The following is a 24,985-nucleotide window of genomic DNA, read 5'->3' on the forward strand; positions in this document are numbered from 1 at the left end:
GCATTTTCAAATTTTTAAGAAGGCCTCGGTCTATGATTGAAACCTAGCGGCCATTGCTGCGTTGCCGGCACATTTATTTTTTCGAGTTTACACCAGTGTTTGAATATGGACTTTGTCGTTACCTAGTTTTAGAAATCGGCAATAATGATCTTTTTCATGCCCATCATTTTTTTGAATGCGCCCGGTCTTTTGTTGAGTTCCGCCCAATTTTCAGGGCAAACCTGCCAGCTTAATCCGAATTTGTCTTTCAGCCACCCGCAAACGCTCTCCTGTCCTCCATCCGATGTAAGTGCTTCCCAATAGTAGTCTATTTCAGTCTGATCTTTGCAGGGGATCATCAGCGAAATAGCCTCGTTAAATTTGAATATCGGTCCGGCATTGATCCCGATGAAACGCATTCCCAGAATCTCAAACTCAACGGTAAGCACTTTCCCAGCGAAATCTTTCTGGAAATCAGCTAGGCCTTCGGCTTCCGAATTGGGGTAATACGTAATATTGATTATTTTTCCATTTTTGAAAACCGAAAGGTAGTATTCCGCGGCTTCCTGTGCATTACTGTCAAACCAAAGGTTTGGAATAATCTTTTGCATAGCTTTATATTTTTAATTATTTTTTTCTTTATCAGTATAGACTACATTTGATAATCCGCTATTCCATTATATCTGGATTTTGATCATTTGCAGTCTTACAAATCTAACAGATTTGTTCTTCGATCGACTTGGCATAGGGTAAGAAATAGAACTGCATACCTAACGCATTGCATCGCGTTGATAGTCTGATAGGCAGGATAATTTTTCGAACAAGATATTTTGAAAGCGGATTTTTCGCCCGGGATCCAACTGCGAGAAGTACCTCAAGTTTGATGGATAAAATAATAAAATTTATGGTGGTTTAACCAAAAGATATTTCCACTATATTAGCTGAAGGGGAGGTAGTATAATAAATTGGCTTGTCGGACCAATTTTAAATAGCAGTAGCTAAATATGAATAGACAAATTACACTAAACAACTTAGAAGACAATGCGTTCTTTTGGTATACGTATATTAAATGGTTCAATGGGTACGATGACATCAACGAGATCAATATTGACGAAGCACTAGAAGTTATCGGAATTGACAAAGAAAAATTAGCTGAATGGGAAGAACAATTTTTTTCGATAGATAAAAGTGGAGAATCTTTAAAATTTATCGGAGGAAATTTAGTGGAAGATATAACTTTCTTAATTGAATTTCAAGATCATGAAATTGTATTTTTTCTTAACGACATTTACTTTGGAAATTTGGGAGGACATTTTGAAGCATGGTTTCTAACTTGGGATGAACTTTTATCATTTCAGCAGTTTGAACATTTATTTCTGCTTATGTTACCAATGACAGCAATTGAACAACATCAAAGAGACAATGCGAAGCAGATTATACATGACCATTTAAAAACAATACCAAAGTTTGAACAAAATGCAGAATATATTTCTAGTTGTATATTAAACGGACTTTTAATTGACGAGCTCTTTTTTGAAATCGATGAAGTGGGTACCGTAAATAATCAAAATCATAGTGTTCGAAATATTCGAAAATATCCAAGATATCGAGAAAACGTAATTGAATTAAATAAAGTCTTGAAAAAATTGTGAGATTCAAAATTGCAACTCCTTTTTTCGTGCAGGAAATAGGCAAAGATGATTTATGTTGGATCAATTATGATGGTAAAAGAATTCAAGTTTCTAAAATTGACTGTTTTGGGCTTGAAAGATTGGCGACTTGGAATGCGATGTATGTAGCGAAACGTATCAGAGATCACTATGATGGAAAACCTAATTTGTATCTTTGGGATTGGAGTTAAGATAGGTTTCATTATCCTTTTTAATTAAGTAAATGGCTAGCAAAATAATAAAGGGAAAGATTAGTTTAACACAAGCTGAATTATTTAAAAATAATATAACGCTAGATTTGGATGATGCTCATCTTGATCTACATAACGACTATGAGTGCATTAGATTGGTATACAACCGAACATATAACGAATTTCGCCTTACTTTTAAACGTGTCACTCTAGAAACTGATGTTAACTATAATCAAGTTGATGTAGTGTTTATCGATGCTGTTATAGATACTTGCCTATTTGTTTTTGACGAAGATGTTTCTGATAAATTTAGGACTATAGACTTGTTGTATCGAGGTCGGTTTGAAAATGGTGATAAGCTGGCTGAGTTTGATGGTTCAGGGAGATCGTTGTACTATATCAGTTTTTATAGCGGGTTAGAATTAAAAGTATTTGCAAAGGCATTAGAAGTTGAGTTATAGAATAGCTTTTCTAAAACAATAAAGCGCCCTAATTAAACTAGGGCGCTTGGTTGAATTTATTTAAATGATAAACAAAACGACTTTAGTAATAATATGGATATTATTCATATTTGGGAGCTATTCATTTGCGTAGTTTTCACTATCATTTAACATTTCATCAAAAATATCTAAATCTGCTTCGAAACCGTATGGTCTCAATGTCCGAAATATCTATTTCGTCATTGTCTACCTTTTTGCTCCATCGTCAACTAACTGAGCTGTTCATTCCATTGAGGTATACCGATAAACATATCATTTACAAATTTTTCTGTATACCGCTGCATTCCAGTTTCCTCTTTATCAAAGTAGGTTTTTATTTTTGAGCATACTTTAGGATTGTAGCATAAACTGACACGGAAGTTTTCGATCCATTCGGCCCGTATAACAGTGGTTATTAATCTTTTTGTATCTCTGGACAAGCCGATTACGGTGATAGCTTGGCACATCCCAGCATACCAATCGATAATATACACTTTGGTGCCCGGGCTAAACTGTTTCGTGCCATAACGGGTTTGCAGTTTCCCTTGACCATAGCTAATTTCCTGTTTGATGTTAGCTACCAATGTTCATAATGGTATAGGTTCTAAATGATCCATCTCGATTCAGTTCTATTTTAATTAGTTTATTTCCATTGACAAAATCTATCCGATAGTTAAGAGGCGACAGTTATCTGTCGTTTAGTAATATTCATAATAATTGCTTTGAAAATATTGCGCCCTCCTGAGAGAGAAATTATCCGTAATGAGCTGATGTATGCTATCTATTACTTTGTTAGGCCGTTTGATTTGACTTAATTTCCACTGAGGTTCAATCCCGTTATTATTCGCTGTATCATCAGCTACAAGTTGTCTTAGCCCCTGAATATACAGCTGCTTTTGTTTATCGATAGCATATGTTTTTCGTAGCTCGTTCTCGTCTTTTGGCATTAGGTAAATAGCATATTCTATTTCCGCATAGTTTATAACCAGTGCTGAAATGCCGTCATCTTGGAGCTACATCCCAATATAGTAGGCCATCGCTCCGTATAAAAAGGAATAGAAAACAGTTATTAAATATCTTGTAAATTTCCATATTAGAAAAGGAATAAAAAGAGGATTGCAAGAGCGGGAATACTAACTATTTCTATCCAGATGAAGTTGTTTTTTATGTACAGGAAAAAATGGAAGATAATATTTTTACAGTCAACCAAGTTTTTGTTTCAACGACATCATGGGCATCATTTTATGGTACAAAGACAAAATGTATCTTTGCGCAGATACACAAATCTTTTGGATTGTAAACTGATCACCGATTTTTCGGTAACTCCCGAATACCGCTTATATAACCTTTCTTTTTTCAGGCATTATTTCTAAAAACAATATGCTATTGGACGCTGTCCAATAAATGGAACATAAAAAAAGCAAATGAATTTTGATATCATAAAGTGTGAAGACCTGCAGCAGGCTATACACATACCAAATACGACGGAAGACCATAAGGAAGAAACCTGGTTTGTGAAATTTGGTGAAGAAATAATAGGAGTTGGGCTTTTTTCAAAACACAGCGGGCGTTGTGTTTTGGCAATTGTTGGTGATGCTTATGATGATAAGAAAATAATTGGCGATATCAATTCACACGATAAAATTATTATTGAAGGATTGAGTATAGCTTTTGAAGGGTATTTAAGATCCATTCTCGGTGATGTAGTGATTGGCGAAAAGAAAGTGGATGATAAGTAACAATAATGATATATATAGAAACGCCTTCAAAATTTTAGGCTGTTTATAAGATCAAAGTGATCAATTTTAATAATCAGTCGTTCAAATAGAAACTGATACAAAAACCTTTTACTTTTTTTTTCGCAATAAAAATCTTTCATTTGTATAGCAGAGAAAGTTGTGATGATAAGAAAAGATCTTTTGATCGAAATAGCTGAAGAGCTAGAGGATTACTGTACCAATGAATCGGTGAATGGTACGCTCACTGATTTTTTAAAATACATGTATCTCAAAAATTCAATTGGGATGACCCAGACACGTAAAGTTGGGGGAGAGCATGCTATTGTCACAGAAAGAGATGTCCCGGCAGAAGATTTGGGTAAACTTCTTTTGATGATGAATCGTTATGCGAAACATTACATAAAGTTAGCATTCGAAGGAACCCATCTGCAGACTCCGGAAGATTTTACCTTTCTAATGGTGTTGTTCTCTTATGATAAGCTACTTCAGACAGAACTGATTAGGAAAAATGCTGTCGAAAAAGCTTCTGGTACAGAAGTCATCCGTCGATTAATGCGACTTGGTTTAATCGAAGAAGCACCCAAAGTCTCCGATAAAAGAGCCAAACCAATCTGTATTTCCAATGCTGGCCGTGCTGAACTGTTTAAGGTGCTGCCTAACATGAAAACGGTAGGTAATATCCTGATCGGCAACCTTTCAAACGAAGAACGCGATTTATTAATAATATTACTTGCTAAGCTCGATCACCATCACCATACCCTGATTGATATGAAAGATGTGACCCATCTTGAACAATATCTCAAAAAGGATTGAGATAAGTTTAACCTATCTCTATTTTAAAAATTATTCTTTATTCATTTATCTATAATGCTGAATATCAATTGTATGATTTTGATATGAAATAGCGTGCATAGAAAATATTTCGTCGTTTTTGTACTACAATTCGGTCATGTCTTTATTATTTTTTAAAAAAGTAGTGTTATTTAATACTAAATTAGAGTTTAAATAAACTATATTTGATTTTGAATTCTTAAAGGTAGCCGTATGTTTGACAAAAATTTCATTTTAACGACACTCATTATGCTAAGTGCTTTTTCTGGTTTAGCCCAAAAGAAAGTACTCTCCGGCATTGTGAAAGATGCAAATACAGGTGAGACTCTAATCGGCGCAGTTGTTTCAGAAAAGGATACAGAGCGAGCAACGTCAACAAACAATTATGGGTTCTATTCCCTAGTACTCGAAGCAGGAGAGCGGATTGTGACTTTCAGTTATGTGGGGTACGAAACTCAGACAAAAACAATCTCCTTAAATGAATCAATGAAGAATGATATCGAACTCATACCTAACCAGAATGCATTGCAAGAGGTTGTTGTATCGGGCGTTCAACGCAATAAAAATGTGCGTAGTCCACAGATGGGATCATTCAAATTTAGTGTGGAAGAGATAAAAAACGTACCTGTACTATTTGGCGAGAAAGATCTGCTCAAGACGATACAGCTGCTGCCCGGTGTTCAGAGTGGAGGCGAGGGAAGCACAAATTTTTTTGTTCGTGGTGGAGGGGGAGATCAGAATCTGATTTTGTTGGATGAAGCAATTGTTTATAATGCCGCTCATCTTTTAGGTTTTTTTTCCACCTTCAATTCTGATGCGGTTAAAGACGTGCAGCTGTACAAAGGTGGGATACCAAGCCAATATGGCGGACGAATATCCTCCGTTTTGGATATTACGATGGTGGATGGAAATCAGAAAGAGTTTTCTGCTGAAGGCGGTGTTGGTCTTATTGCATCGCGCCTAAAGGTATCGGCACCTTTGCCTGATGATCGCGGTTCATTCATGCTCAGTGGCCGGCGTACATATGCGGACCTTTTTCTCAAACTTTCAAATGATCAGGATGTGAAGCAGAGTAAATTATATTTTTATGATTTAAATGCTAAACTAAACTATAAGATTGACGAACGAAATAAAGTCTTCCTTTCGGGTTACTTTGGAAAGGATGAACTGGGTTTTTCAGATAAATTTGGTTTTAACTGGGGAAATACAACAGCTACTGTGCGGTGGAATCATATTTTCAATGATCGCTTGTTTAGTAATACCTCCTTAATTTACAGTGATTTTAATTACAATGTTGGCGTCAATGGTAATAGCGGTGACTTTGATATCGCTTCCAAAATTGGGAATTGGAATCTCAAACAGGATTTTTCTTTTTACCCATCCAATAGGTCCACAATCCGCTTTGGCGCAAATGCGCTGAACCAAAATATCCGACCTGCCAGTTTAGATGCTAACGAAGATGCCAATGTCAATTCGATTCGTATTGAAAAGCGTAAAGGCTGGGATTTAAGCGCTTATTTTTCTCATGAATGGAAAGCCAACGATCGCCTTTCCTTACTGTATGGTTTCCGATTGTCAGATTTTATGGTGATGGGGCCAGGTACTTTCTATCGTTTTGATGACGATAGAGATGTTACTGGCGAACAGTATTTTGGAAAAGGAACGGTGGCGAAGCATTACATCAATCTGGAACCTAGGCTATCTGCAAGCCTACTTTTAAACTCCCTGAGCAGTATCAAACTTTCCTATAATCGGATGGCGCAGAATCTGCATCAATTAACCAATTCCACTTCGGCACTTCCTACAGATCAGTATGTGCTGAGCAGCTTGAATATCAAACCGCAGCTCGCTGATCAGATTGCTTTCGGATACTTTCGAAATTTCAACGGTAGCGCTTATGAATTTTCAGTGGAGTCCTATTATAAGGCCATGGCCAATCAGATCGACTTTCGGACCGGTGCTGATCTCCAGGCTAACGAATTCCTTGAAGGTGAACTTCTTTTTGGTAAGGGCCGTGCATATGGTCTTGAATTATTGCTACGGAAAAATAGCGGTAAACTAAGTGGATGGATAGGTTACACTTTGTCCAAGAGTGAGCGAAAGTTTAATGGAATTAACCAAGGAGCCTGGTTTAATGCCCGGCAGGATCGTACCCATGATCTTTCCTTGGTGACCATGTATAAGTTATCGGATAAATGGTCTTTGGGTACAAATTTTATTTTCAACAGTGGTCATGCAGTTACTTATCCAGCAGGGAAATATGACTTAAACAATACCACATTATTTTATTATACCCAGCGAAATAGCCATAGGTCCCCAATTTACCATCGTTTGGATCTGTCTGCAACGTATGAACCTCAAAAATCAAACAAACGTTTTACCTCCAGCTGGACATTTGGACTAAATAATGCCTACAACCGACGCAATGCCTATATTGTGGATTTTAGGGAGAATGAAAATAATCCCAATATAACAGAAGCCTATCAGATTGCATTATTTGGTATTATACCATCCGTTACCTGGAATTTTAAGTTTTAATATTATGAAAAGAAACCTACTTACAATATTGGCGCTTCTGACTGTTTTATTTTCCGCCTGTGAAAAGGTGATCGATCTAGACCTGGAAAATAGCGAAGCGCGCATTGTGATTGAAGCCAATTTAAATGATTTAAATGTAGATCAGCTTATTAGGGTTACTAAAACAGTCGCTTTCGGTACAGATAGAAAGGGCGACCCCATTTCCGGTGCATCGGTGCTGGTGCGGTCTTCTGTGAATGAGGAAATAACTTTTGTTTATGAGCGTGATGGTTATTATCGTGCCCAAAACTTCCACGTGCGTCCAGGAATAAAATATAGCCTTGAAATAGAATTAGAAGGAGAATATTATCGGTCTTCGGTTACTATGCCTCCCTATGTAGCTATTGATTCTTTGGGTGTCACAAAAGAAAAGATCTTCACAAAAGAACGATACTATCCAACCTTTAAATTTTATGATCCGGCTCAAACAGACAATTATTATCTGTACGAAATCGCTATCAACAATTCTCCTACGCGGTTTTCTTCAACATATAACGATAAGTTCAACGATGGAAAATATGTTACCCATAAAATCTCTGACCGTACAATAGATTTGGAGTTGAATGACGAAGTTAAGGTAATTCGGTATTGCGTTGATGCCAGCGTTTATAAATTCTGGAATGAGTTTCAGGCAGCAAATCCCGGTGGGGCAGCGCCCGGAAATCCAAGCTCAAATATATCTAATGGGGCCTTAGGCTATTTTTCAGTAGCATCTTCAGGGACATATTTGTTTAAAACGCAGGAATATATGGAGAAATTAGAATGAGACGGACTTGGATATATATATATTATTTGGTTTAATTTTATACTAAAAATCAGGTGTATTAAAAACAAATTTAGGATATTAATGGTATAAATATATACTTTTTTATCTTTTAGACCATCATAAGTGTGCATTTGAAAAACTAATTTGAGGAGAAAATTATAGTGTTGCCAGTGATCAAGCTAATGAATAAAGCAGAAAAAATTGAAAAAAGCTGATCATAATTAAATGAATTATATAACGAAACAAAGATGAATATAGCGATGATGAGTAAAAAAAAGTACATGATCATGTTGTTATGTATGCTGTTTGGATTGACGGCATATAGCCAGAAAAGTAAATATCAATTATCAAGTCACATTCTGGATATTTCAAAGGGATATCCTGCTCCGGATGTTAAAGTTGATTTGGAGAAATTGATGCCAAACAAGCAATGGGTTACTGTGGCAAGTGAAAAAACGGATAACAGTGGTCGCATCGGTACTTTCCTGGAAACTGGTAAAGTAGACAATAAAGGAGTATATAAACTCAAGTTTTATACGGAAAGCTATTTTCTTAATCAAAAAATCGAAACATTTTACCCATTTATCGAAGTCGTTTTTGAAATCAAAGACGATAAGCATTATCATGTTCCGATCACTGTTAGCCCATTCGGATATGCAACATACAGAGGGAGCTAAGTAAAATGAAATAAACGTAGAATCGGAAGATAATCTATAGGCCTATGAAGAGACTATTTGATGAACTAGCATATGAAGTAAGCAAAAGAACGACCGAAAAATATAGCACAAGTTTTTCGCTCGGTATTTTGGCGCTAAAACCCTGTATTCGTAATAGTATCTATGCAATTTATGGCTATGTGCGACTTGCTGATGAAATTGTTGATAGCTTCCATGGATATGATAGAAAGCGTCTTTTGGGACAATTGTATCTAGATACCAACTGTGCTTTAGAAGAAAGGATTTCTTTAAATCCAATTTTGCAGTCCTTCCAAGAAACTGTGCACAGGTATAAGATCGACGTCGAGCTGATCAGCCAGTTTCTTCATAGCATGGAGATGGATCTGAATAAGGTTGACTACAATTCCGAAAGTTATAAGGAATATATTTATGGTTCAGCAGAGGTGGTAGGACTTATGTGCTTACAAGTATTTACAGAGGGAGATCGAAAGCTGTACGAGGAGCTCAAGCCTTTTGCAATGAAATTGGGATCAGCGTTTCAGAAAATAAATTTTTTACGGGATCTCAAACAGGATTACCATACGCTTGGAAGAACCTACTTCCCCAATCTGGATATGACAGTCTTTGATAATACGGTCAAAAGTCAGATCGAAAATGAAATTCATACAGAATTTAAGGAGGCGCTTTTGGGAATCAAAAAACTCCCAGCTTCAGCAAAGTTTGGGGTTTATCTTGCCTACAAATATTACCTTTCACTTTTCGCGAAGATCCGTAAAAAATCTTCAAAAGAAATTTTAGAACATAGGATTCGCATACCGAACACCCATAAAGCGCTTGTTGCCCTAAAGAGCTATTTGCGTTACAAAATTGCTTATTTATAAAACAGCGCAGCATTCCGCTTCACGATGTTGTAGAAAAGATTAAGAAAGCTTATATATGAAAAAGATTTTAATTGCCGGGGGGACTGGTTTTGTAGGTGGGTATCTTGCTGTACACCTTAAGAAAATTGGTTATGAGTTACACCTCCTTACGCGGACACTTAAAGACCAATCTGCAAGTGGCGTAAAATATTTTGAGTGGGATCTGAAAAAAAGCTTCATAGATATCAATGCCTTCGATGGAGTCGATACCATTATTAACCTCACTGGTGAAAATATAAGTGCAGGTCGATGGACTTCCTCACGTCGCCTTGAGCTTATCGAAAGTCGTGTATTATCATTGAATTTACTATTTGAATACGTCAAACGCCACGAGCTTAATATTGATAAAATCATTTCATCATCTGCAGTAGGTTATTATGGAGCATATACTTCAGATACCATCCTTTCTGAAGATTCTATTAGTGGAAATGACTTTTTGGCTCATACTTGTGAGGTATGGGAAAAGGCCGCATGGCAGTTTGAAAGCTTGGGTGTCAAAACCGTTATTTTACGAAAAGGTATTATTTTAGGTAGAAATGGCGGGATGTACGCCAAGCTTGCTCCTTTGGCAAAACTTGGTATCAATGTTTCTTTAGGTGATGGAAAGCAATATATCCCATGGATAGACATACATGATGTCGTGCGCATGTACGAATTTATTCTTGATCGGACGGATATTCGGGGTGTGTATAATGCCGTTGCTCCTCAACATATCACAATGAACGATTTTGCGTATGTATTGCTTAGGTCATTTGGTAGGAGTAGCGTTTTGCCAAATATACCTGGTTTCGTTATTAAACTATTGTATGGTGATATGGCTGCTATGCTATTAAATGGTTCTCGTATAAGTGCCGAAAAAATTAGAAATAAGGGATTTAAATTTAATTATGATACCATTGCAAGATCGCTGGAGAATTCCAGTAAGTCAGTTATTAAAAGCTAGTGATTATTATGATGTTTATTTTTCCTGAAAAATAGGTTGCTTCTAGATGCAGATAAATGGAAAAAAATATATTGTATCTTTAATGATGGCTAAAAATAATTTATTTACGTTCAACCGGGTTATACCTTATCCCACAAGTTGGAGCCTTTTCATTATTATTCCCTGCTTGATATGCTATAGTATTTTATACTATATTTTTTTTAAGGCAATATTCCATCTTTCGCTCATGATGTTTTTCATGCTCATCTACTTTGGTACATGTTATATTATTTTAAAAGCGCTCTCCGTGCGTATGACAATTTGGTTTGATGGAGATTTTATGTATGTACAAAAAGGAAATGGAGCTCAGAAGAGGTTCTTAAAAAATAATATTTATGGATTTTATGCTTACAATTATGAAACCGAATCAGCTACCTTAAAAACCTCAAAGATATATTTCAGGTTCTGTTTGACAGTTGGGAAAGATATTTATTTAAACGATGTCGAATATAAAAACAAATATGATGACATTAAGGGCAGTAATCTGAAGAAATTTCTGAAAACGGCACAAACAGAATTTCACTTTTCGAAAACATCTAAAAACAGCCTTCAAAACATATATTGGTATTCCAATCAAAATTAAAAAGCGTTATTTTGGCTGGAGAAAAATAAAGTATACTAAGTTTAATGAACAAATTACTTATTGTAAACGGATTGGATGGATGGAAAAAATAAAACGAGCAATGTTAATATTGCCCGTTTTATCATTATCGACACCACTTTGATGTAATAAGAAAACATCATTGAATGTATGCTGCCAATAGATAGTTGATTTTATGGCAACAATATTTAGGGCATCAATACAGCATCTATCACATGAATAACCCCATTGGATTGATTGACGTCCGCAACTGTTACTTTTGCGCTATTACCTTTTGCGTCTTTTACATATACATCGTTCCCTTTCATCCAAAAAGTAAGGTTTCCACCTTGGACTGATTTGGTTACATAGGTTCCTTTACCATCCTTAATCGCTTTGGTGATCTGTGCGGCACTCCATTTTCCAGGAATCACGTGGTAGGTCAATATTGATGTTAATTGGGCCTTGTTTTCTGGAAGCATTAAGTTATTTAGGGCCTCTTTGGGTACTTTAGAAAAGGCGTTATTTGTAGGGGCTAAAACAGTAAAGGGACCAGGCCCCTGTAAGGTTTCTACAAGGCCAGCAGCTTTTACTGCAGCAACCAACGTAGTGTGATCCTTGGAATTGACTGCATTCTCAATAATGTTTTTGGAAGGATACATCGGTGCACCACCTACCATAACAGTTTTTTCCTTTGTTTGAGCCTGACCCATGTAGGTGCTTCCCAATAATGTTGCTGCAGTGGCAGCCGCCCATAAGATTGATTTAATTTTCATGATCTTTATTTTTTATCTGTTATTTAAAAGCTTTATATGATCACTTACGATGAAATCGAAAAGTTGGATTGCAGTGAAGAACAAAATTTGTTATTCGTATATAAATCATGTCATTATAGGCTAAATTGCATTAATATAAATAGGTTGCTAGGTCCCTCTCTTGAAGATTAATCGAACTTAACTTTAAACGATGATTCGCTAAAGGAGTTGGATGACGATTGATGGGATACCGATGAAGGCCGGTATTTATATAACATTCACCTTTTATTTAGATTTGGGAAATAACTGGTACAATAACTGCTTAATTACATAAATGACTTTTAGAACCGGTTCGCAACGGTATTGGGAAAGGGAATCAATCTTAAAAAAAATCATTCAAAGAAATGTTCAGAAATAAGACCGCAAACTGTAATTCATAGATCGAAATGAGAAAGATTATCTGGAGAGGCTTGGTTTATAAATCCTGGGAAGATTGCACGATAGAACTGAAAAATGATGCCTATTATGTAAAATCGTCTATCATTGGCAACTATTTGAACCGTATTTATAATGTAGATTATGTTTTAAAAATAGACAGAAATTGGTGCATACAGGAATTTGAAATAAAAACAGAAATTGGAGGGCACAAAAATTTAATTATCGGGACAAACGCTGCAGGTTTATGGTCGATCAATGGAATTCCTAGACCGGAGTTCAATGAATTTCTCTTTATCGATATCTCAGTTACTCCTTTTACAAATACATTGCCAATCAATAATCTGTTACTGGATATAGGGCAATCAAAGTCTATTGATGTCATATACATCAACATTCTTGAAAATGAAATAAAGCCAGTCAAACAGCTTTATAGCAGAAAAAAGAAGGATGAATATCTGTACGATAATCTTGATACCGTATTTTCCTCGTCGATCACAGTCGACCAGAAAGGCATTGTAAAGAGCTATCCCGGTCTATTTGAATTAGTTTTGGAAGATTAGGGAAGATAAAACAATCCCTAAATTCTCAGCCAGTAATTTATTTTAATTGCAGAGATGTTCAACGCTTAAAATCCCTGCATCCAATAGCACCCTAAGAACAGGTCTTGTTCTGCGATTCCTTGTAAATGGCATATCACTATGATGCTAAAGCAAAATTCGGATTGGTTTTTATTTAAAAATTTTATAGATCATTTTATACATTTATAAAAAAATGTTAATATTGTACTTATGTAATACATAATATTGTTGGCATTTTTCATAATCTAACCAATTAGTCTTAAACATCTGCTAACCATTGAAGAACAATTTAATTACCGATATGGAATCGAATCAAGTGGAAAGTCAAATAGAGCACAAAATTTTGCGCTGTCTAAAAGACGGAGATATGCAAGCATTTTCCTTAGTATATAATTTTTACTGGGATGGCCTCTATACCTTTGCTTTACGATTGATGAAGGAAGAATCACTAGCACAAGATGTTTTACATGATGTCTTTACTGAGTTGTGGGCCCGTCATAAAAGATTAAACATCGAGTCATCGTTAAAAGACTATTTATTCATTTGTACAAAAAATAGATGTTTTAAGCTGCTGGGGAAATTACGTCGGTTAAATGAAGTAGAGGAACACCTGTTGTTAGATATAGCGATTGAGCATGATGAGCTTTCGTATAAAGAACTTTCTGATCAGCTTGATGGCTTACTAGAGAGACTTCCTGTCAAAACAAGGGCAATTTTTATCATGAGTCGCGAAGATGATTTATCCTACAGACAAATTGCAAAAAAAATGAACCTTAGTATCAAATCTGTCGAATATCATATATCTAAGGTCTTGAATAAATTACGAAAAGCCTTATAATAATATTTACCTTTTCGTTATTTTGTCATATTAACAAATTAAAATCTTTCAAGTTCAACCGTATTATAAGCATATGCCCATAAACGATAGAGAAGATATAAAAAAACATACTTTTGATCGTATTCTAACAACGATTAGTAGAAAGAAACGTAAAAAGCGTTTGTTGAATGGTGCTATCCTATTTTTTGTTTTATCTATTTGTTCTGTTAGCTTATATATTTTTTATTCTCGTTCCTTTGATCTGTCCTCCAAAAAAGCCGAGCATATTTATGCGGATATTTCAGCTGGAGATATCACAATTTCAGGATCAAGGCCCATGTCCCTTGCTGAATGGGAGAATAATAAAAACAAACCTTTCAAAGTCAGTAAAAAGAAAGATATGTTGATTATTGAACCGACCGAATCATCAACCTCCGAATTTGATGATGTTGTTCTGCGCGTTGGGGTCGGTGGATTGTATAAGGTTTTGTTAAAAGATGGAACTATAGTATTTCTCAATTCTAATTCTGAGCTGAGTTACAAAGGCGATTTTTTAAAAAATCGGATTTTAACTTTAAAAGGGGAAGCCTTTTTTGAGGTTGCTAAGAAACAGCAGGCTGATATTAAACAGGAGTTTATTGTTCTGACAGATAAACAGCGGATAGCTGTATTAGGTACAAAGTTTAATGTTTTGTCTCGTGAAGGAGCCGAGCAGACTGTATTAACAGAAGGAAGTATAGCTTTAAAAAGTATTAAATCAGGAAAAAACAAGTTGCTTGTTCCTGGAGAGATGGCCATGCTGGATGATCATGGATCTATTGATAAAACAACTGCTATAACCGAAGATTATACGTCGTGGAAAGATGGTAATTTGTATTATGAAAATAAAAGCTTGCGCTATATTCTCTCAGATCTTGCTAATATCTATCCAATTCATTTTGATCCCAATAAAGTTCCCAATCGGAATTTTACACTTTTTCTTAAAAGAGATCGCTCGTTTTCTGAGATTTTGGATCTCATAAAAAAATCAGGCAAATTGAACATCACGTTAAAAGGTCATGAATTAATTTTTTAAAAAAAGTTTTTAGGGTAATCGCGTTTGGGAGACTCTTTATTGTAAGAATGGGAATAATGCCCCTTTTACAATAAAGCCTAAAAATATGAATAAAAAATTTCACCTGAGAAAAAACAAATTTGGGTTTGTTCGGGACAAATCTGCTTTAACTTTTTTAAAGCGATCGTCAAAAATAGGAACTATCCTCGGTTTGATAGCTCTCCAAAGCCTTCCCTTAGCCAAGGCACAAGAATTAAACCTTAATCTAAAAAATGCCACCTTAACAGAAGTACTAAAAGAGATACGTAAACAAACGGGATATCAGATTATTTATGATTCTGATATTTTGCAAAACAAAAAATTAATCTCTTATTCTGGTTCCAAATTGGATTTGAGGTTAGTGTTGAAAAAAGCGCTCACGGAGCAGGATCTAGATTTTGTGATTGAAGGCAAGACTATTATTGTTAAACCGCAGGAAAGGGCTAGTTTTAAAAATATCCCAGATCGGAAATCAGAAAAGATAGAGATTAAAGGTACAGTTTTAAATGCATCGGGAAAACCAATTGCGGGTGTGACCGTGACAGAAAGAGGTACGTCAAATACTGTATTGACAGCAGAAGACGGAACATTTACTTTAAAAGTAGCAAATGAAAAATCCATTTTGGATTTTTCCTATGTGGGGTATGCTTCTTTAAGCGAAAATGCGAGTCGCAACCCAATGATGTTGACAATGTCCAGTCAGGATAGGGCGTTGGAAGAAGTCGTTGTAGTAGGGTACGGAACACAAAAGAAGGCAAATTTGACTGGTGCGGTTTCGTCTCTTGACGGTAAAGAGTTAGAGTCAAGACCTGTGCAGAATGTTGGACAGGCCCTGCAAGGCATGATTCCTGGGCTGAATTTGCAGACAACCGGACTGGGGGGTGAACTAAATCAAAATCTAAGCGTCAATATCCGTGGTGCGGGGACGATAGGCGTAGGGTCGAGTTCATCAGTTTTGGTTTTAATTGATGGGATGGAAGGCAATATGAATGCGCTAAATCCTCAGGATATTGAAAATATCACCGTACTTAAAGATGCAGCAGCTTCTGCTATTTACGGGTCAAGGGCACCTTTTGGAGTTATCCTCATTACAACAAAATCTGGAAAATCGGGTAAGATAACAGCAAATTATAACAATAATATAAGATTGGGTAAGCCAAGGGGGCTACCCACGATGTTAGATTCCAAAACATTTGCGTATTATTTCAACGAAGTGGCAGCAAACGATGGTGAAGGTGCAAAATTTTCTCAGGAAGTATTGGAACGAATTGAAGCTTATCAAAGAGGAGAAATAGAAACGACGACTACCCCAAATACGAGTGACAGATTTCAATACTATACAGGGTCTAATGGGAATACAAACTGGTTTAAAGAGTTTTACAGGGATTTTACAACTTCCCATGAACACACGCTCAGTTTGAATGGCGGTACTGAAAAGCTAAATTTTTATAGTTCAGCAAATTACATGGATCAAAATGGCTTGAACAGGTTTGCTAATGACAATTTTCAACGATATTCGATAGCTACAAAAATCAATGCAAAGATTAGCGATAAGGTAGACCTCATGTACAATACGCGTTTTGTACGTGAAGACTACGAAAAAGCAAGCCATATGAATGATTTATATTATCATAATATAGCGAGAAGATGGCCTACGATACCTTTGTACGACCCAAATGGAAATTATTCCGAACCAAGTGAAATATTGCAGCTCCAGCAAGGAGGACGTTCTAAATTTCAGAAAGATTTTCTTTATCAGCAGCTACAATTGCATTATCAGCCAATCAAAAATTGGAATATAACAGGAAATGTCAATTATCGTATTACAAGTCAAAATGACCATGCCGAAATTTTGAGAGCTTATTCAAATGATGCAAAAGGAAATCCATTTCCTGTTGCGGTAGGGTACAATGCTGCTGGATATACCAATGTTTCGGAATACAATCGCAAAGACGAATATTTCAGTACAAATTTCTTTTCAGATTATTCCTTTGACATCAACGCTGATCATCATTTCAAAATTTTGGCTGGTTTCAATTCAGAGCTCAATAAGTATAGAGATCTTAATGGAAGCATGAGCGATCTGATCACAGATAATGTTCCGACATTGAATACTGCCACCACCAATCCCAGGGCTTCTGGGGGGTATCAACATTGGGCTACTGCTGGTTTTTTTGGACGATTAAACTATAGCTACAAAGATAGGTATCTTTTTGAGGCTAACGGACGATACGACGGTTCGTCACGTTTTCCAAGAGACTTGCGCTGGAATCTCTTCCCCTCAGTTTCCGCTGGATGGAATATAGCGAATGAGTCATTTTGGCCTATTAAGGAGCATGTTTCCATGTTTAAATTGCGTGGTTCCTACGGCGAGCTGGGAAACCAATATACGGACAATTGGTATCCTTTTTATGCAACAATGCCCGTTAGTATAGCTAATGGTACCTGGCTTTTGAATGGACAAAAAACAAATACGGCCAGTGCCCCTGGGCTTATTGCCTCTACCTTGACCTGGGAACGTGTCTCAAGCTGGAATGTGGGATTAGATCTGCGGGCACTTTCCAATCGTTTAGGTTTATCTCTTGAAGTCTATCGTCGGAATACATTCGATATGATAGGACCAGCACCAGAGCTTCCTGTTATTTTGGGTACAGCTGTGCCGCGTTTAAACAATGCCGAGATGAATTCCAAAGGCTTCGAAATTGAGTTAAATTGGAAAGATCATATTGGTAAATTGAATTACAGCGCTAGAGCTGTCCTTTCCGATGATCGTCAGACAGTCACCAAATATCCTAATCCTACAGGTACGCTGAGTACCTGGTACGATGGTCGCAAGAATGGAGAGATCTGGGGATATCAAACTTTAGGAATAGCACAGAGCGGAGAAGAAATGGCTGCCCACCTCGCTAAAACCAAACAGTCTTTCGGGACAAACTGGCAAGCTGGGGACATTATGTATGCTGATCTCAACGGAGACGGTCAGGTTAATAATGGAGCCAATACCTTGGCGAACCCAGGGGATCTTGCAATTATAGGAAATTCGGCCCCACGCTATCGTTATAGTTTTGATTTAAATTTCAATTATAGCGGATTCGATTTAGGGATTTTCTTGCAAGGTGTTGGAAAACGCGATTATATGCCCAATGGGCCATATTTTTGGGGGGCGAATGGCGGGATGTGGCAATCCGCTGGTTTTGTTGAGAATATGGACTTCTACCGCGATGAGAATTCCACGATGGTACAGAACGGTGTTTTAGGTGTTAATAAAGATTCCTATTTACCGAGACCTTATTTTAACACTTCAAAAAATCAGCAAACACAAACTAAATATTTACAGAATGCTGCTTATTTACGTTTAAAGAATGCTCAATTTGGATATACGTTTTCTCCACAACTATTGGGCAAGATAGGATTTTCTAAAATTCGTATTTATGCATCAGGTGAGAATTTGTTGACTTTTACCAAAATGGCTAAGGTTTTTGATCCGGAAACCGTTGGACTTGGAGGGTGGAATGATGGAAAAACATATCCATTTTCGACGACTTATTCTTTTGGCCTTAACTTGAATTTTTAAACCGATATATATGAAAACGACATATTATTTTTCCACAATTTCTTGGTTGTTATCGATGACCGTGTTGTTCACATTGCATTCCTGCAATAAGTATTTGGATAGAGAACCCTTATCCAATGTAACACCGCAGGAATATTTAAATACCGAAGCAGATTTGGCCGCATACACGGTTGGCCGTTATGCCTTTCCATCCCATTCTGGCTGGGGCCTTGGTACATTTGCTAACGATAACGGTACAGACAACCAGGTGACTTCAAGTTATTCGACACGTTGGGTACCTGGAGAATGGCGTGTGCCGAGTTCGGGCGGTGATTGGGATTTTACTCAGATTAGGCAGTTGAACTATTTTCTTGAACAGGTACTCCCAAAATGGAAGAACGGTAAGTTAACGGGCAATTCAGCAAATATAACTCATTATGTGGGTGAAGCCTATTTTTTGAGAGCGTATGAATATTTTAATAAAGTGCAGGCGCTTGGTGATTTTCCGATTGTTCGAAATACACTTAAAGATAATATGGAAGAGCTGACGGCTGCTTCCATTCGACAACCTAGAAATATGGTGGTTCGATTTATTCTTTCTGATTTGGATTCGGCAATTACATTATTGAACGATGTAGCTCCTGACGGGAAGAACCGTATTTCAAAAAAGGCCGCTTTACTTTTTAAATCTCGTGTAGGGTTATTTGAAGGCTCTTGGCTAAAATACCATAAAGGAACTGCTTTCGTCCCTGGTGGAACTGGCTGGCCCGGTGCAAAATCGCACCCAAATTTTTCGATCAATATCGATAATGAGATCAATTATTTCTTAGAACAGTCTATGACAGCCGCCGCTCAGGTAGCCGATGCAGTCGAACTTGTCGGAAATACAAAGGACGATGGTTATAATTCATCTTCGAACCCCTATTTCAAAATGTTTGGCGACGAGAATTTAAATGGCTACAGTGAAGTGCTTTTATGGCGGAGTTATTCCACACCCTTGGGAATTACCCATGCCGTAAATCATTACATGAATCGAAATGGCGGAAATTCCGGATATTCAAGAGGTCTTGTGGAAAATTTTACCATGAAAAACGGACTACCTATTTATGCTTCAAACTCGGGTTATGCAGGCGACGATTCCATCAGCCTTGTCAAAAAAAATCGGGATAACCGATTACAGCTATTCATGAAGGCACCTGGGGAATTGAGTTATACCAACCAGACTTCTTCAACCGGTGCTGTACAGACAGAGCCTAGACCCGATATTATTGGTTTGGCAGAGACACGGTACGTGACAGGTTACGCTTTGAAAAAAGGAATGAGTTACCTTTTTGCCCAAGCTGAGGGGCAGACTGGTACTACAGGCTCAATTATATTTCGTGCTGTTGAGGCTTATTTAAACTATATTGAAGCAAGTTATCTTGCAAAGGGAGTAATCGATGCAAAAGCCAACAGTTACTGGACGAAAATAAGAGAAAGAGCAGGCGTAAATACAGATTTTATGGCAACCGTAAACGCGACCGAAATGCAAAAGGAAGCTCAAGGTGACTTCGCTGCATATTCAGCCGGACAGTTACTTTCCGATAAAATTCTTTATAATATTAGAAGAGAACGCCGTTTGGAACTTATTGCCGAGGGATTTAGATTTAATGATCTTAGGCGTTGGCGGGCGCTTGATCAGCTAGCAAACAATCCATACATTATTGAAGGGATGAGGCTGTGGGGGCCTATGCAGGACTGGTACAAAGATAAGGGCGTCTCTACTTTAATCGTACCGGGCACAGCAGGAAAAACAGCAAATGTGTCTTCACCCCAGGAAAGTCAATATCTAAGACCCTATCGGATTAATCTTTCGGCTAACAATCTTGTTCTAAATGGCTATAGTTGGACCAGTGCGCATTATTTGTCTCCCATAGCCATAAGTCATTTGAGCATAACTTCGACAGATGGTAGTCCAGCTGGTTCAATTATCTATCAAAACCCGAATTGGCCTTTAGTTGCCAATCAGGGGGCCAATCAATAATTGGTCGGAACCTTTACGAAAATTTTGAAGATAAGATAGTTCGGAGATTATTCCGGCTATCTTATTTTTGTCCTATAGATATAAAATGAAGAAAATTAATATCATTACTTTACTATTATTGGCAGCGGTATTTGATACTGCGGCTCAAAATATGATTGCCTTACAACCCGGAGAATCAGAATCTGCTATTGTAACCAAGGCAGCCAACGTGATACCGACCCAAAGACAGCTTGATTGGCAAAAGCTGGAAGTGACCGGATTTCTCCATTTCGGGATCAATACCTTCACAAATAAGGAATGGGGTGAAGGGAAAGACGATCCAAAATTATTTAACCCGACACAACTAGATGCAGAACAATGGGTTAGGACAGCAAAAGAAGGTGGAATTAAACTTTTGATTCTTACCGCGAAGCATCACGATGGCTTCTGTCTCTGGCAAACGAATACAACAGACTATTCGGTTAAAAATTCTCCTTACAAAAAGGGAAAAGGAGATGTTTTTGGCGAACTAGCTGCGGCCTGTAGAAAATATGATATGAAGTTAGGGGTATATCTTTCCCCTTGGGATCGACATGAGGCTTCTTATGGTTCAGAAGCTTATAATGATTTTTTTGTTGCCCAATTGAGCGAATTACTGACCCGATATGGTCAGATTGATGAAGTTTGGTTTGATGGTGCTAACGGAGAGGGACCGAATGGTAAAAAGCAGGAATACGATTGGAATCGTTATTATCAGGTTATACGTGAAAAACAACCTGAGGCCGTTATCGCAGTAATGGGACCCGATGTAAGATGGGTCGGTACAGAAACGGGCTATGGTCGGGACACAGAATGGTCAGTTGTACCTGCTAGTAACCTAGCGCAAAATCATATAGCTGCTGGATCGCAACAGCAGATGAATATTAAACCGGCGGGAGATATGCGTAACAAAGATCTTGGGAGCCGGGAAAGGATCAAAGAAGCAAAAGGGCTGGTCTGGTACCCAGCGGAAACCGATGTTTCTATACGCCCGGGATGGTTCTATCACGAGGAAGAGAATAACAAAGTCAAAAGCCCAGGGAAGTTGATGGATATTTATTTTAATTCGGTGGGAAAAAATGGTGTCTTGTTGCTTAATATTCCACCAACAGCAGCCGGATTGATTCATTCGGTAGATGCTGCAAATTTAAAAAAGTGGAACGACTGGCGAACAGCATTGTTTTCGAATAACATTTTAAGCAAAGCCAAACTCCAGACTACCGACCTCGTTCTAAAAAAATGGAAAAAAATGCCATTTTGGACGACGAAAGATCAAAAAACCAGCACAGCAACTTTTGAATATATCCTGCCTAAGGCAACCGCGTTCAACGTTCTCTCCCTACAGGAAAGCATTGCTTTAGGCCAGCGTGTGGAGCGATTTAATTTGGAAGTATGGCAAGATGGAGTCTGGAAAGAAGTGTCGAAAGGTACTACGATCGGTAACAAACGTCTATTAGCTTTTCCAACAGTTATTGCCCAGAAGATAAGAATCAACATTTTACAATCTCGTCTAAATCCGCAGATAGAACAGTTGGGGCTCTATTTCAATGAAATAGGAGTATTTGAATGGCAAACCATAATTTAAGTTTTAAATCCAATCACAAAAGACCTGAATAATTTTATTATGTTATACATAAGTTGTATTTTGGGATCTTTAACTCGTTTTTTTGAACAAACTCAACCTTAAAATGCTATAGATGCAAAAAGAATCTAAATCTTATTTATTCATTTTTTCAACCCTAGGACTGAAATTTATACTGTGTGCAATAATATCTATTGGACCCAATACTTTATTTGCTCAGGAACGAATAGTAACCATGCTCGAGGATGGATGGAAATTTACAAAACATGATCAGCCAAACTTCGCTGATATCGGATTGATTACAAGCGAATGGCAGACTGTTCGTGTTCCGCATGATTGGGCAATTTATGGCCCGTTTAGTGCCAACAATGATAAGCAGAATATGGCTATTGCCCAAGATGGACAAAAGGAAGCATTGGAACATGCAGGTCGGACTGGTGGACTTCCGTTTGTTGGCGTTGGTTGGTATCGTAAAGAATTTGAATTGCCACAAAACGTTCAAAATAAGCGCACGGTTTTACAGTTTGATGGTGCTATGAGCAATGCTGTCGTTTTTGTTAATGGGAAAAAGGTCGGCAATTGGCCTTATGGCTATAATAGTTTTTATTTTGATATTTCCGAGTATGTGAGTCCGGGTAAAAATTTGGTAGCCGTAAGATTAGAAAATAAGTCTGAGTCATCCCGCTGGTATCCTGGCGCAGGATTATATCGAAATGTTCGATTGGAGATCACTGAAAAAACAAGTATTGCCAATTGGGGCACCTATATTACGACACCTGAGATCACAAAGGATTTCGCTCGAATTCAGGTTCGGACTGATTTAGTTGGTATAGATCTGTCGAAAGATTCTCTTTCCTTAGAGACTATTCTTATAGACAGCGATGGACAGATTGTGGCGAAGAAGAATGATCGAATTGGCAACTACCAGATCCAGCAGGAATTGTTCGTTGATAAACCACAATTATGGGAATTGCAATCCCCCAATTTATATAAGGCTGTCAGCAAGCTCTATCAGAACGGCAAATTAATCGATAAATATCAAACAGTATTTGGAATCAGAAGCATTGCTCTGGTACCAAATAAGGGGTTTTATTTGAATGGAAAGCTGACCGTATTTAAAGGAGTGTGTTTGCATCATGATTTGGGGCCGTTGGGAGCAGCCGTGAATGAGGCCGCTATTAGGCGGCAGTTGCGAATAATGAAAGATATGGGCGTTAATGCCATTCGCACCTCTCATAATATGCCGGCGCCGGAACTGGTACAAGCCTGTGACGAAATGGGAATTATGCTAATGGCGGAAAGTTTTGATGAATGGAAAATTCCCAAAATGAAGAATGGGTACAATCAATATTTTAACGATTGGGCCGAAAAAGATCTTGTCAATCTGATACGGCATTACCGCAATAATCCAAGCGTTGTGATGTGGTGTATTGGAAATGAAGTACCCGAACAAGGAAGTCCTGATGGATCAAAGGTGGCGCGGTATCTGCAAGATATTTGCCATCGTGAGGATCCATCTCGCCCTGTTACCCAGGGGATGGACAACCCTGATGCGGTCATAAATAGTAGCTTTGCCTCAACGATGGATGTGGCAGGCTTTAATTATCGCCCATTTAAATACCCCGAAGCGTATGAAAAGTTGCAACAGCAGTTGATTCTTGGTACAGAAACTGCGTCCACTTTGAGTTCTCGAGGCATTTATAAATTTCCCGTCGAAAGAAAATCGATGGCAAAATATGACGACCATCAGGCTTCGAGTTATGATGTGGAGCATTGTTCATGGTCGGATTTGCCTGAAGATAACTTTATCCAACATGACGATCTACCTTACGCAATGGGTGAATTTGTGTGGACAGGGTTCGATTATTTGGGCGAACCAACACCTTACTATACAGATTGGCCAAGTCATAGTTCTTTGTTCGGTATTGTAGATCTTGCCGGTATTCCTAAAGATCGATATTATCTTTATCGAAGCCATTGGAACCAGGAATCGCATACACTTCATATTCTTCCTCATTGGAACTGGAAGGGACGCGAAGGGCAGAAAACGCCAATTTTTGTTTATACAGATTACCCTGCAGCCGAAATTTTTATCAATGGAAAAAGTCAAGGAGTTCAAAGGAAAGATTTTGACGTTACCTTGGAAAATTCTAAGGATAAAAAAGCACAAAATGATTTTATGCGTCAGAAGCGCTATCGTTTGATGTGGATGAATACTAAATACGAACCGGGCACGGTTACGGTAGTTGCCTATGATTCTTTGGGGAGTATAGCTGCAAGAGATAGTGTAAAGACTGCAGGTAAGCTATATACTATACGATTAGACGTTGATCGGAAACAATTGAAAGCAAATGGAAAAGATATTGCTTTTATTACAGCTACGCTCGTTGATAAACAGGGGAATATAGTGACAAGCGAAGACCGAGAATTAAAATTCAAGGTAAAAGGGCAGGGGGCATTTAAGGCTGTGGCGAATGGAGATCCAACAAGTTTGGAATCATTTCAGAAACCCATCATGAAGTGCTTTAACGGTCAATTGGTTTTTCTGGTTGAGAGCAGAGAGTCTGCGGGGGATATTATAGTTGAGGTAGAGGGAAAGGGATTGAAGAAAGCAAGTATCAAAATAATAGCGAGGTAAAATATGATGCTAAGTCTGACATTGTTCAGGTTAAAGTCTCTAATCAGAAGTTGGATTAATACCCTATAAAAAAAGCTCAACTGTTGAGACAGATTTTTT

At 37.6% G+C, this 24,985-nt stretch carries 20 protein-coding genes; 17 read left to right on the forward strand and 3 right to left on the reverse strand.

Translation table 11 applies throughout. The annotated features are described in order from the left end of the window. Positions 1 to 128: 128 nt before the first annotated feature. A complete protein-coding gene (locus OK025_RS14735) occupies positions 129 to 590 on the reverse strand; it encodes a VOC family protein (protein ID WP_317664825.1) in 462 nt (153 codons plus the stop codon). Positions 591 to 983: 393 nt separating this feature from the next. Here OK025_RS14735 and OK025_RS14740 point away from each other — a divergent pair, with 393 nt between their 5' ends. From OK025_RS14740 to OK025_RS14750, 3 genes are read left to right on the forward strand one after another with little or no spacing between them, the layout of a single operon-like run. Beyond that, a complete protein-coding gene (locus OK025_RS14740; protein ID WP_317664826.1) occupies positions 984 to 1,631 on the forward strand; it encodes an Imm19 family immunity protein in 648 nt (215 codons plus the stop codon). Beyond that, entirely contained in the window at positions 1,628 to 1,840 is a 213-nt protein-coding gene (locus OK025_RS14745; RefSeq protein WP_317664828.1) for a hypothetical protein, read from the forward strand. Before OK025_RS14740 ends, OK025_RS14745 begins: the two co-directional genes overlap by 4 nt. A gap of 32 nt (positions 1,841 to 1,872) precedes the next feature. Further along, on the forward strand, positions 1,873 to 2,301 hold the full coding sequence (locus OK025_RS14750; protein ID WP_317664830.1) for a hypothetical protein: 429 nt from the start codon (positions 1,873 to 1,875) through the stop codon (positions 2,299 to 2,301). A gap of 248 nt (positions 2,302 to 2,549) precedes the next feature. On the opposite strand, the gene OK025_RS14755 is transcribed toward OK025_RS14750, so the two are convergent. Continuing rightward, positions 2,550 to 2,903 carry a hypothetical protein gene (locus OK025_RS14755; RefSeq protein ID WP_317664832.1) on the reverse strand — a complete coding sequence of 118 codons (354 nt, stop codon included), beginning with the start codon at positions 2,901 to 2,903 and terminating at the stop codon, positions 2,550 to 2,552. Between the two features lie 840 nt (positions 2,904 to 3,743). Here OK025_RS14755 and OK025_RS14760 point away from each other — a divergent pair. The 7 genes from OK025_RS14760 to OK025_RS14790 all read left to right on the forward strand — a co-directional run bounded on the left by OK025_RS14760 (position 3,744) and on the right by OK025_RS14790 (position 10,772). Then, positions 3,744 to 4,058, forward strand: a complete 315-nt coding sequence (locus OK025_RS14760) for a hypothetical protein (protein ID WP_120336459.1) — start codon at positions 3,744 to 3,746, stop codon at positions 4,056 to 4,058. A gap of 162 nt (positions 4,059 to 4,220) precedes the next feature. Beyond that, positions 4,221 to 4,871, forward strand: coding sequence for a MarR family winged helix-turn-helix transcriptional regulator (locus OK025_RS14765; RefSeq protein WP_075993673.1), 651 nt, complete (start codon positions 4,221 to 4,223; stop codon positions 4,869 to 4,871). A gap of 231 nt (positions 4,872 to 5,102) precedes the next feature. After that, on the forward strand, positions 5,103 to 7,427 hold the full coding sequence (locus OK025_RS14770) for a TonB-dependent receptor (protein ID WP_317664833.1): 2,325 nt from the start codon (positions 5,103 to 5,105) through the stop codon (positions 7,425 to 7,427). A 4-nt stretch (positions 7,428 to 7,431) separates the two neighbouring features. Next, positions 7,432 to 8,232 carry a DUF4249 domain-containing protein gene (locus OK025_RS14775; protein WP_317664835.1) on the forward strand — a complete coding sequence of 267 codons (801 nt, stop codon included), beginning with the start codon at positions 7,432 to 7,434 and terminating at the stop codon, positions 8,230 to 8,232. A gap of 260 nt (positions 8,233 to 8,492) precedes the next feature. Then, positions 8,493 to 8,909: a hydroxyisourate hydrolase gene (gene uraH, locus OK025_RS14780; RefSeq protein WP_317664836.1), complete on the forward strand. Its 417-nt coding sequence runs from the start codon at positions 8,493 to 8,495 to the stop codon at positions 8,907 to 8,909. Between the two features lie 44 nt (positions 8,910 to 8,953). Continuing rightward, the gene (locus OK025_RS14785) at positions 8,954 to 9,790 is read left to right on the forward strand and encodes a phytoene/squalene synthase family protein (RefSeq protein WP_075993670.1); all 837 of its coding nucleotides are present in this window, start codon (positions 8,954 to 8,956) and stop codon (positions 9,788 to 9,790) included. A gap of 55 nt (positions 9,791 to 9,845) precedes the next feature. Next, positions 9,846 to 10,772 (forward strand): TIGR01777 family oxidoreductase, encoded by a 927-nt coding sequence (locus OK025_RS14790; RefSeq protein ID WP_317664838.1) that lies wholly within the window; start codon positions 9,846 to 9,848, stop codon positions 10,770 to 10,772. 828 nt (positions 10,773 to 11,600) lie between these two features. Here the strand turns inward: OK025_RS14790 and OK025_RS14795 are convergent. Beyond that, positions 11,601 to 12,167 (reverse strand): fasciclin domain-containing protein, encoded by a 567-nt coding sequence (locus tag OK025_RS14795; RefSeq protein WP_411567673.1) that lies wholly within the window; start codon positions 12,165 to 12,167, stop codon positions 11,601 to 11,603. Between the two features lie 425 nt (positions 12,168 to 12,592). Between OK025_RS14795 and OK025_RS14800 the strand changes: the two genes are divergently transcribed. From OK025_RS14800 to OK025_RS14830, 7 genes are all read left to right on the forward strand, one after another. Further along, positions 12,593 to 13,144 (forward strand): putative glycolipid-binding domain-containing protein, encoded by a 552-nt coding sequence (locus OK025_RS14800; protein WP_317664840.1) that lies wholly within the window; start codon positions 12,593 to 12,595, stop codon positions 13,142 to 13,144. 295 nt (positions 13,145 to 13,439) lie between these two features. Next, positions 13,440 to 14,000, forward strand: a complete 561-nt coding sequence (locus OK025_RS14805; RefSeq protein ID WP_317664842.1) for an RNA polymerase sigma-70 factor — start codon at positions 13,440 to 13,442, stop codon at positions 13,998 to 14,000. A gap of 73 nt (positions 14,001 to 14,073) precedes the next feature. Continuing rightward, complete coding sequence (locus OK025_RS14810; RefSeq protein WP_317664844.1) at positions 14,074 to 15,054, forward strand: FecR family protein; 981 nt, start codon at positions 14,074 to 14,076, stop codon at positions 15,052 to 15,054. Positions 15,055 to 15,139: 85 nt separating this feature from the next. Beyond that, a complete protein-coding gene (locus tag OK025_RS14815; RefSeq protein WP_317664846.1) occupies positions 15,140 to 18,646 on the forward strand; it encodes a TonB-dependent receptor in 3,507 nt (1,168 codons plus the stop codon). A 10-nt stretch (positions 18,647 to 18,656) separates the two neighbouring features. After that, on the forward strand, positions 18,657 to 20,648 hold the full coding sequence (locus tag OK025_RS14820; protein ID WP_317664848.1) for a RagB/SusD family nutrient uptake outer membrane protein: 1,992 nt from the start codon (positions 18,657 to 18,659) through the stop codon (positions 20,646 to 20,648). 85 nt (positions 20,649 to 20,733) lie between these two features. Then, positions 20,734 to 22,251 (forward strand): alpha-L-fucosidase, encoded by a 1,518-nt coding sequence (locus OK025_RS14825; protein ID WP_317664849.1) that lies wholly within the window; start codon positions 20,734 to 20,736, stop codon positions 22,249 to 22,251. A 112-nt stretch (positions 22,252 to 22,363) separates the two neighbouring features. After that, a complete protein-coding gene (locus OK025_RS14830; protein WP_317664851.1) occupies positions 22,364 to 24,886 on the forward strand; it encodes a glycoside hydrolase family 2 TIM barrel-domain containing protein in 2,523 nt (840 codons plus the stop codon). Positions 24,887 to 24,985: the final 99 nt, after the last annotated feature.

The organism is Sphingobacterium sp. UGAL515B_05, assembly GCF_033097525.1.
Lineage (GTDB): Bacteria > Bacteroidota > Bacteroidia > Sphingobacteriales > Sphingobacteriaceae > Sphingobacterium.

What these genes read in the sequence shown, in the direction of transcription:
- OK025_RS14735 (WP_317664825.1), bottom strand. Translation starts at nt 590, where the DNA reads ATGCAAAAGATTATTCCAAACCTTTGGTTTGACAGTAATGCACAGGAA.
- OK025_RS14740 (WP_317664826.1), top strand. Translation starts at nt 984, where the DNA reads ATGAATAGACAAATTACACTAAACAACTTAGAAGACAATGCGTTCTTT.
- OK025_RS14750 (WP_317664830.1), top strand. Translation starts at nt 1,873, where the DNA reads ATGGCTAGCAAAATAATAAAGGGAAAGATTAGTTTAACACAAGCTGAA.
- OK025_RS14760 (WP_120336459.1), top strand. Translation starts at nt 3,744, where the DNA reads ATGAATTTTGATATCATAAAGTGTGAAGACCTGCAGCAGGCTATACAC.
- OK025_RS14765 (WP_075993673.1), top strand. Translation starts at nt 4,221, where the DNA reads ATGATAAGAAAAGATCTTTTGATCGAAATAGCTGAAGAGCTAGAGGAT.
- OK025_RS14770 (WP_317664833.1), top strand. Translation starts at nt 5,103, where the DNA reads ATGTTTGACAAAAATTTCATTTTAACGACACTCATTATGCTAAGTGCT.
- OK025_RS14775 (WP_317664835.1), top strand. Translation starts at nt 7,432, where the DNA reads ATGAAAAGAAACCTACTTACAATATTGGCGCTTCTGACTGTTTTATTT.
- uraH (WP_317664836.1), top strand. Translation starts at nt 8,493, where the DNA reads ATGATGAGTAAAAAAAAGTACATGATCATGTTGTTATGTATGCTGTTT.
- OK025_RS14785 (WP_075993670.1), top strand. Translation starts at nt 8,954, where the DNA reads ATGAAGAGACTATTTGATGAACTAGCATATGAAGTAAGCAAAAGAACG.
- OK025_RS14790 (WP_317664838.1), top strand. Translation starts at nt 9,846, where the DNA reads ATGAAAAAGATTTTAATTGCCGGGGGGACTGGTTTTGTAGGTGGGTAT.
- OK025_RS14795 (WP_411567673.1), bottom strand. Translation starts at nt 12,167, where the DNA reads ATGAAAATTAAATCAATCTTATGGGCGGCTGCCACTGCAGCAACATTA.
- OK025_RS14800 (WP_317664840.1), top strand. Translation starts at nt 12,593, where the DNA reads ATGAGAAAGATTATCTGGAGAGGCTTGGTTTATAAATCCTGGGAAGAT.
- OK025_RS14810 (WP_317664844.1), top strand. Translation starts at nt 14,074, where the DNA reads ATGCCCATAAACGATAGAGAAGATATAAAAAAACATACTTTTGATCGT.
- OK025_RS14815 (WP_317664846.1), top strand. Translation starts at nt 15,140, where the DNA reads ATGAATAAAAAATTTCACCTGAGAAAAAACAAATTTGGGTTTGTTCGG.
- OK025_RS14820 (WP_317664848.1), top strand. Translation starts at nt 18,657, where the DNA reads ATGAAAACGACATATTATTTTTCCACAATTTCTTGGTTGTTATCGATG.
- OK025_RS14825 (WP_317664849.1), top strand. Translation starts at nt 20,734, where the DNA reads ATGAAGAAAATTAATATCATTACTTTACTATTATTGGCAGCGGTATTT.
- OK025_RS14830 (WP_317664851.1), top strand. Translation starts at nt 22,364, where the DNA reads ATGCAAAAAGAATCTAAATCTTATTTATTCATTTTTTCAACCCTAGGA.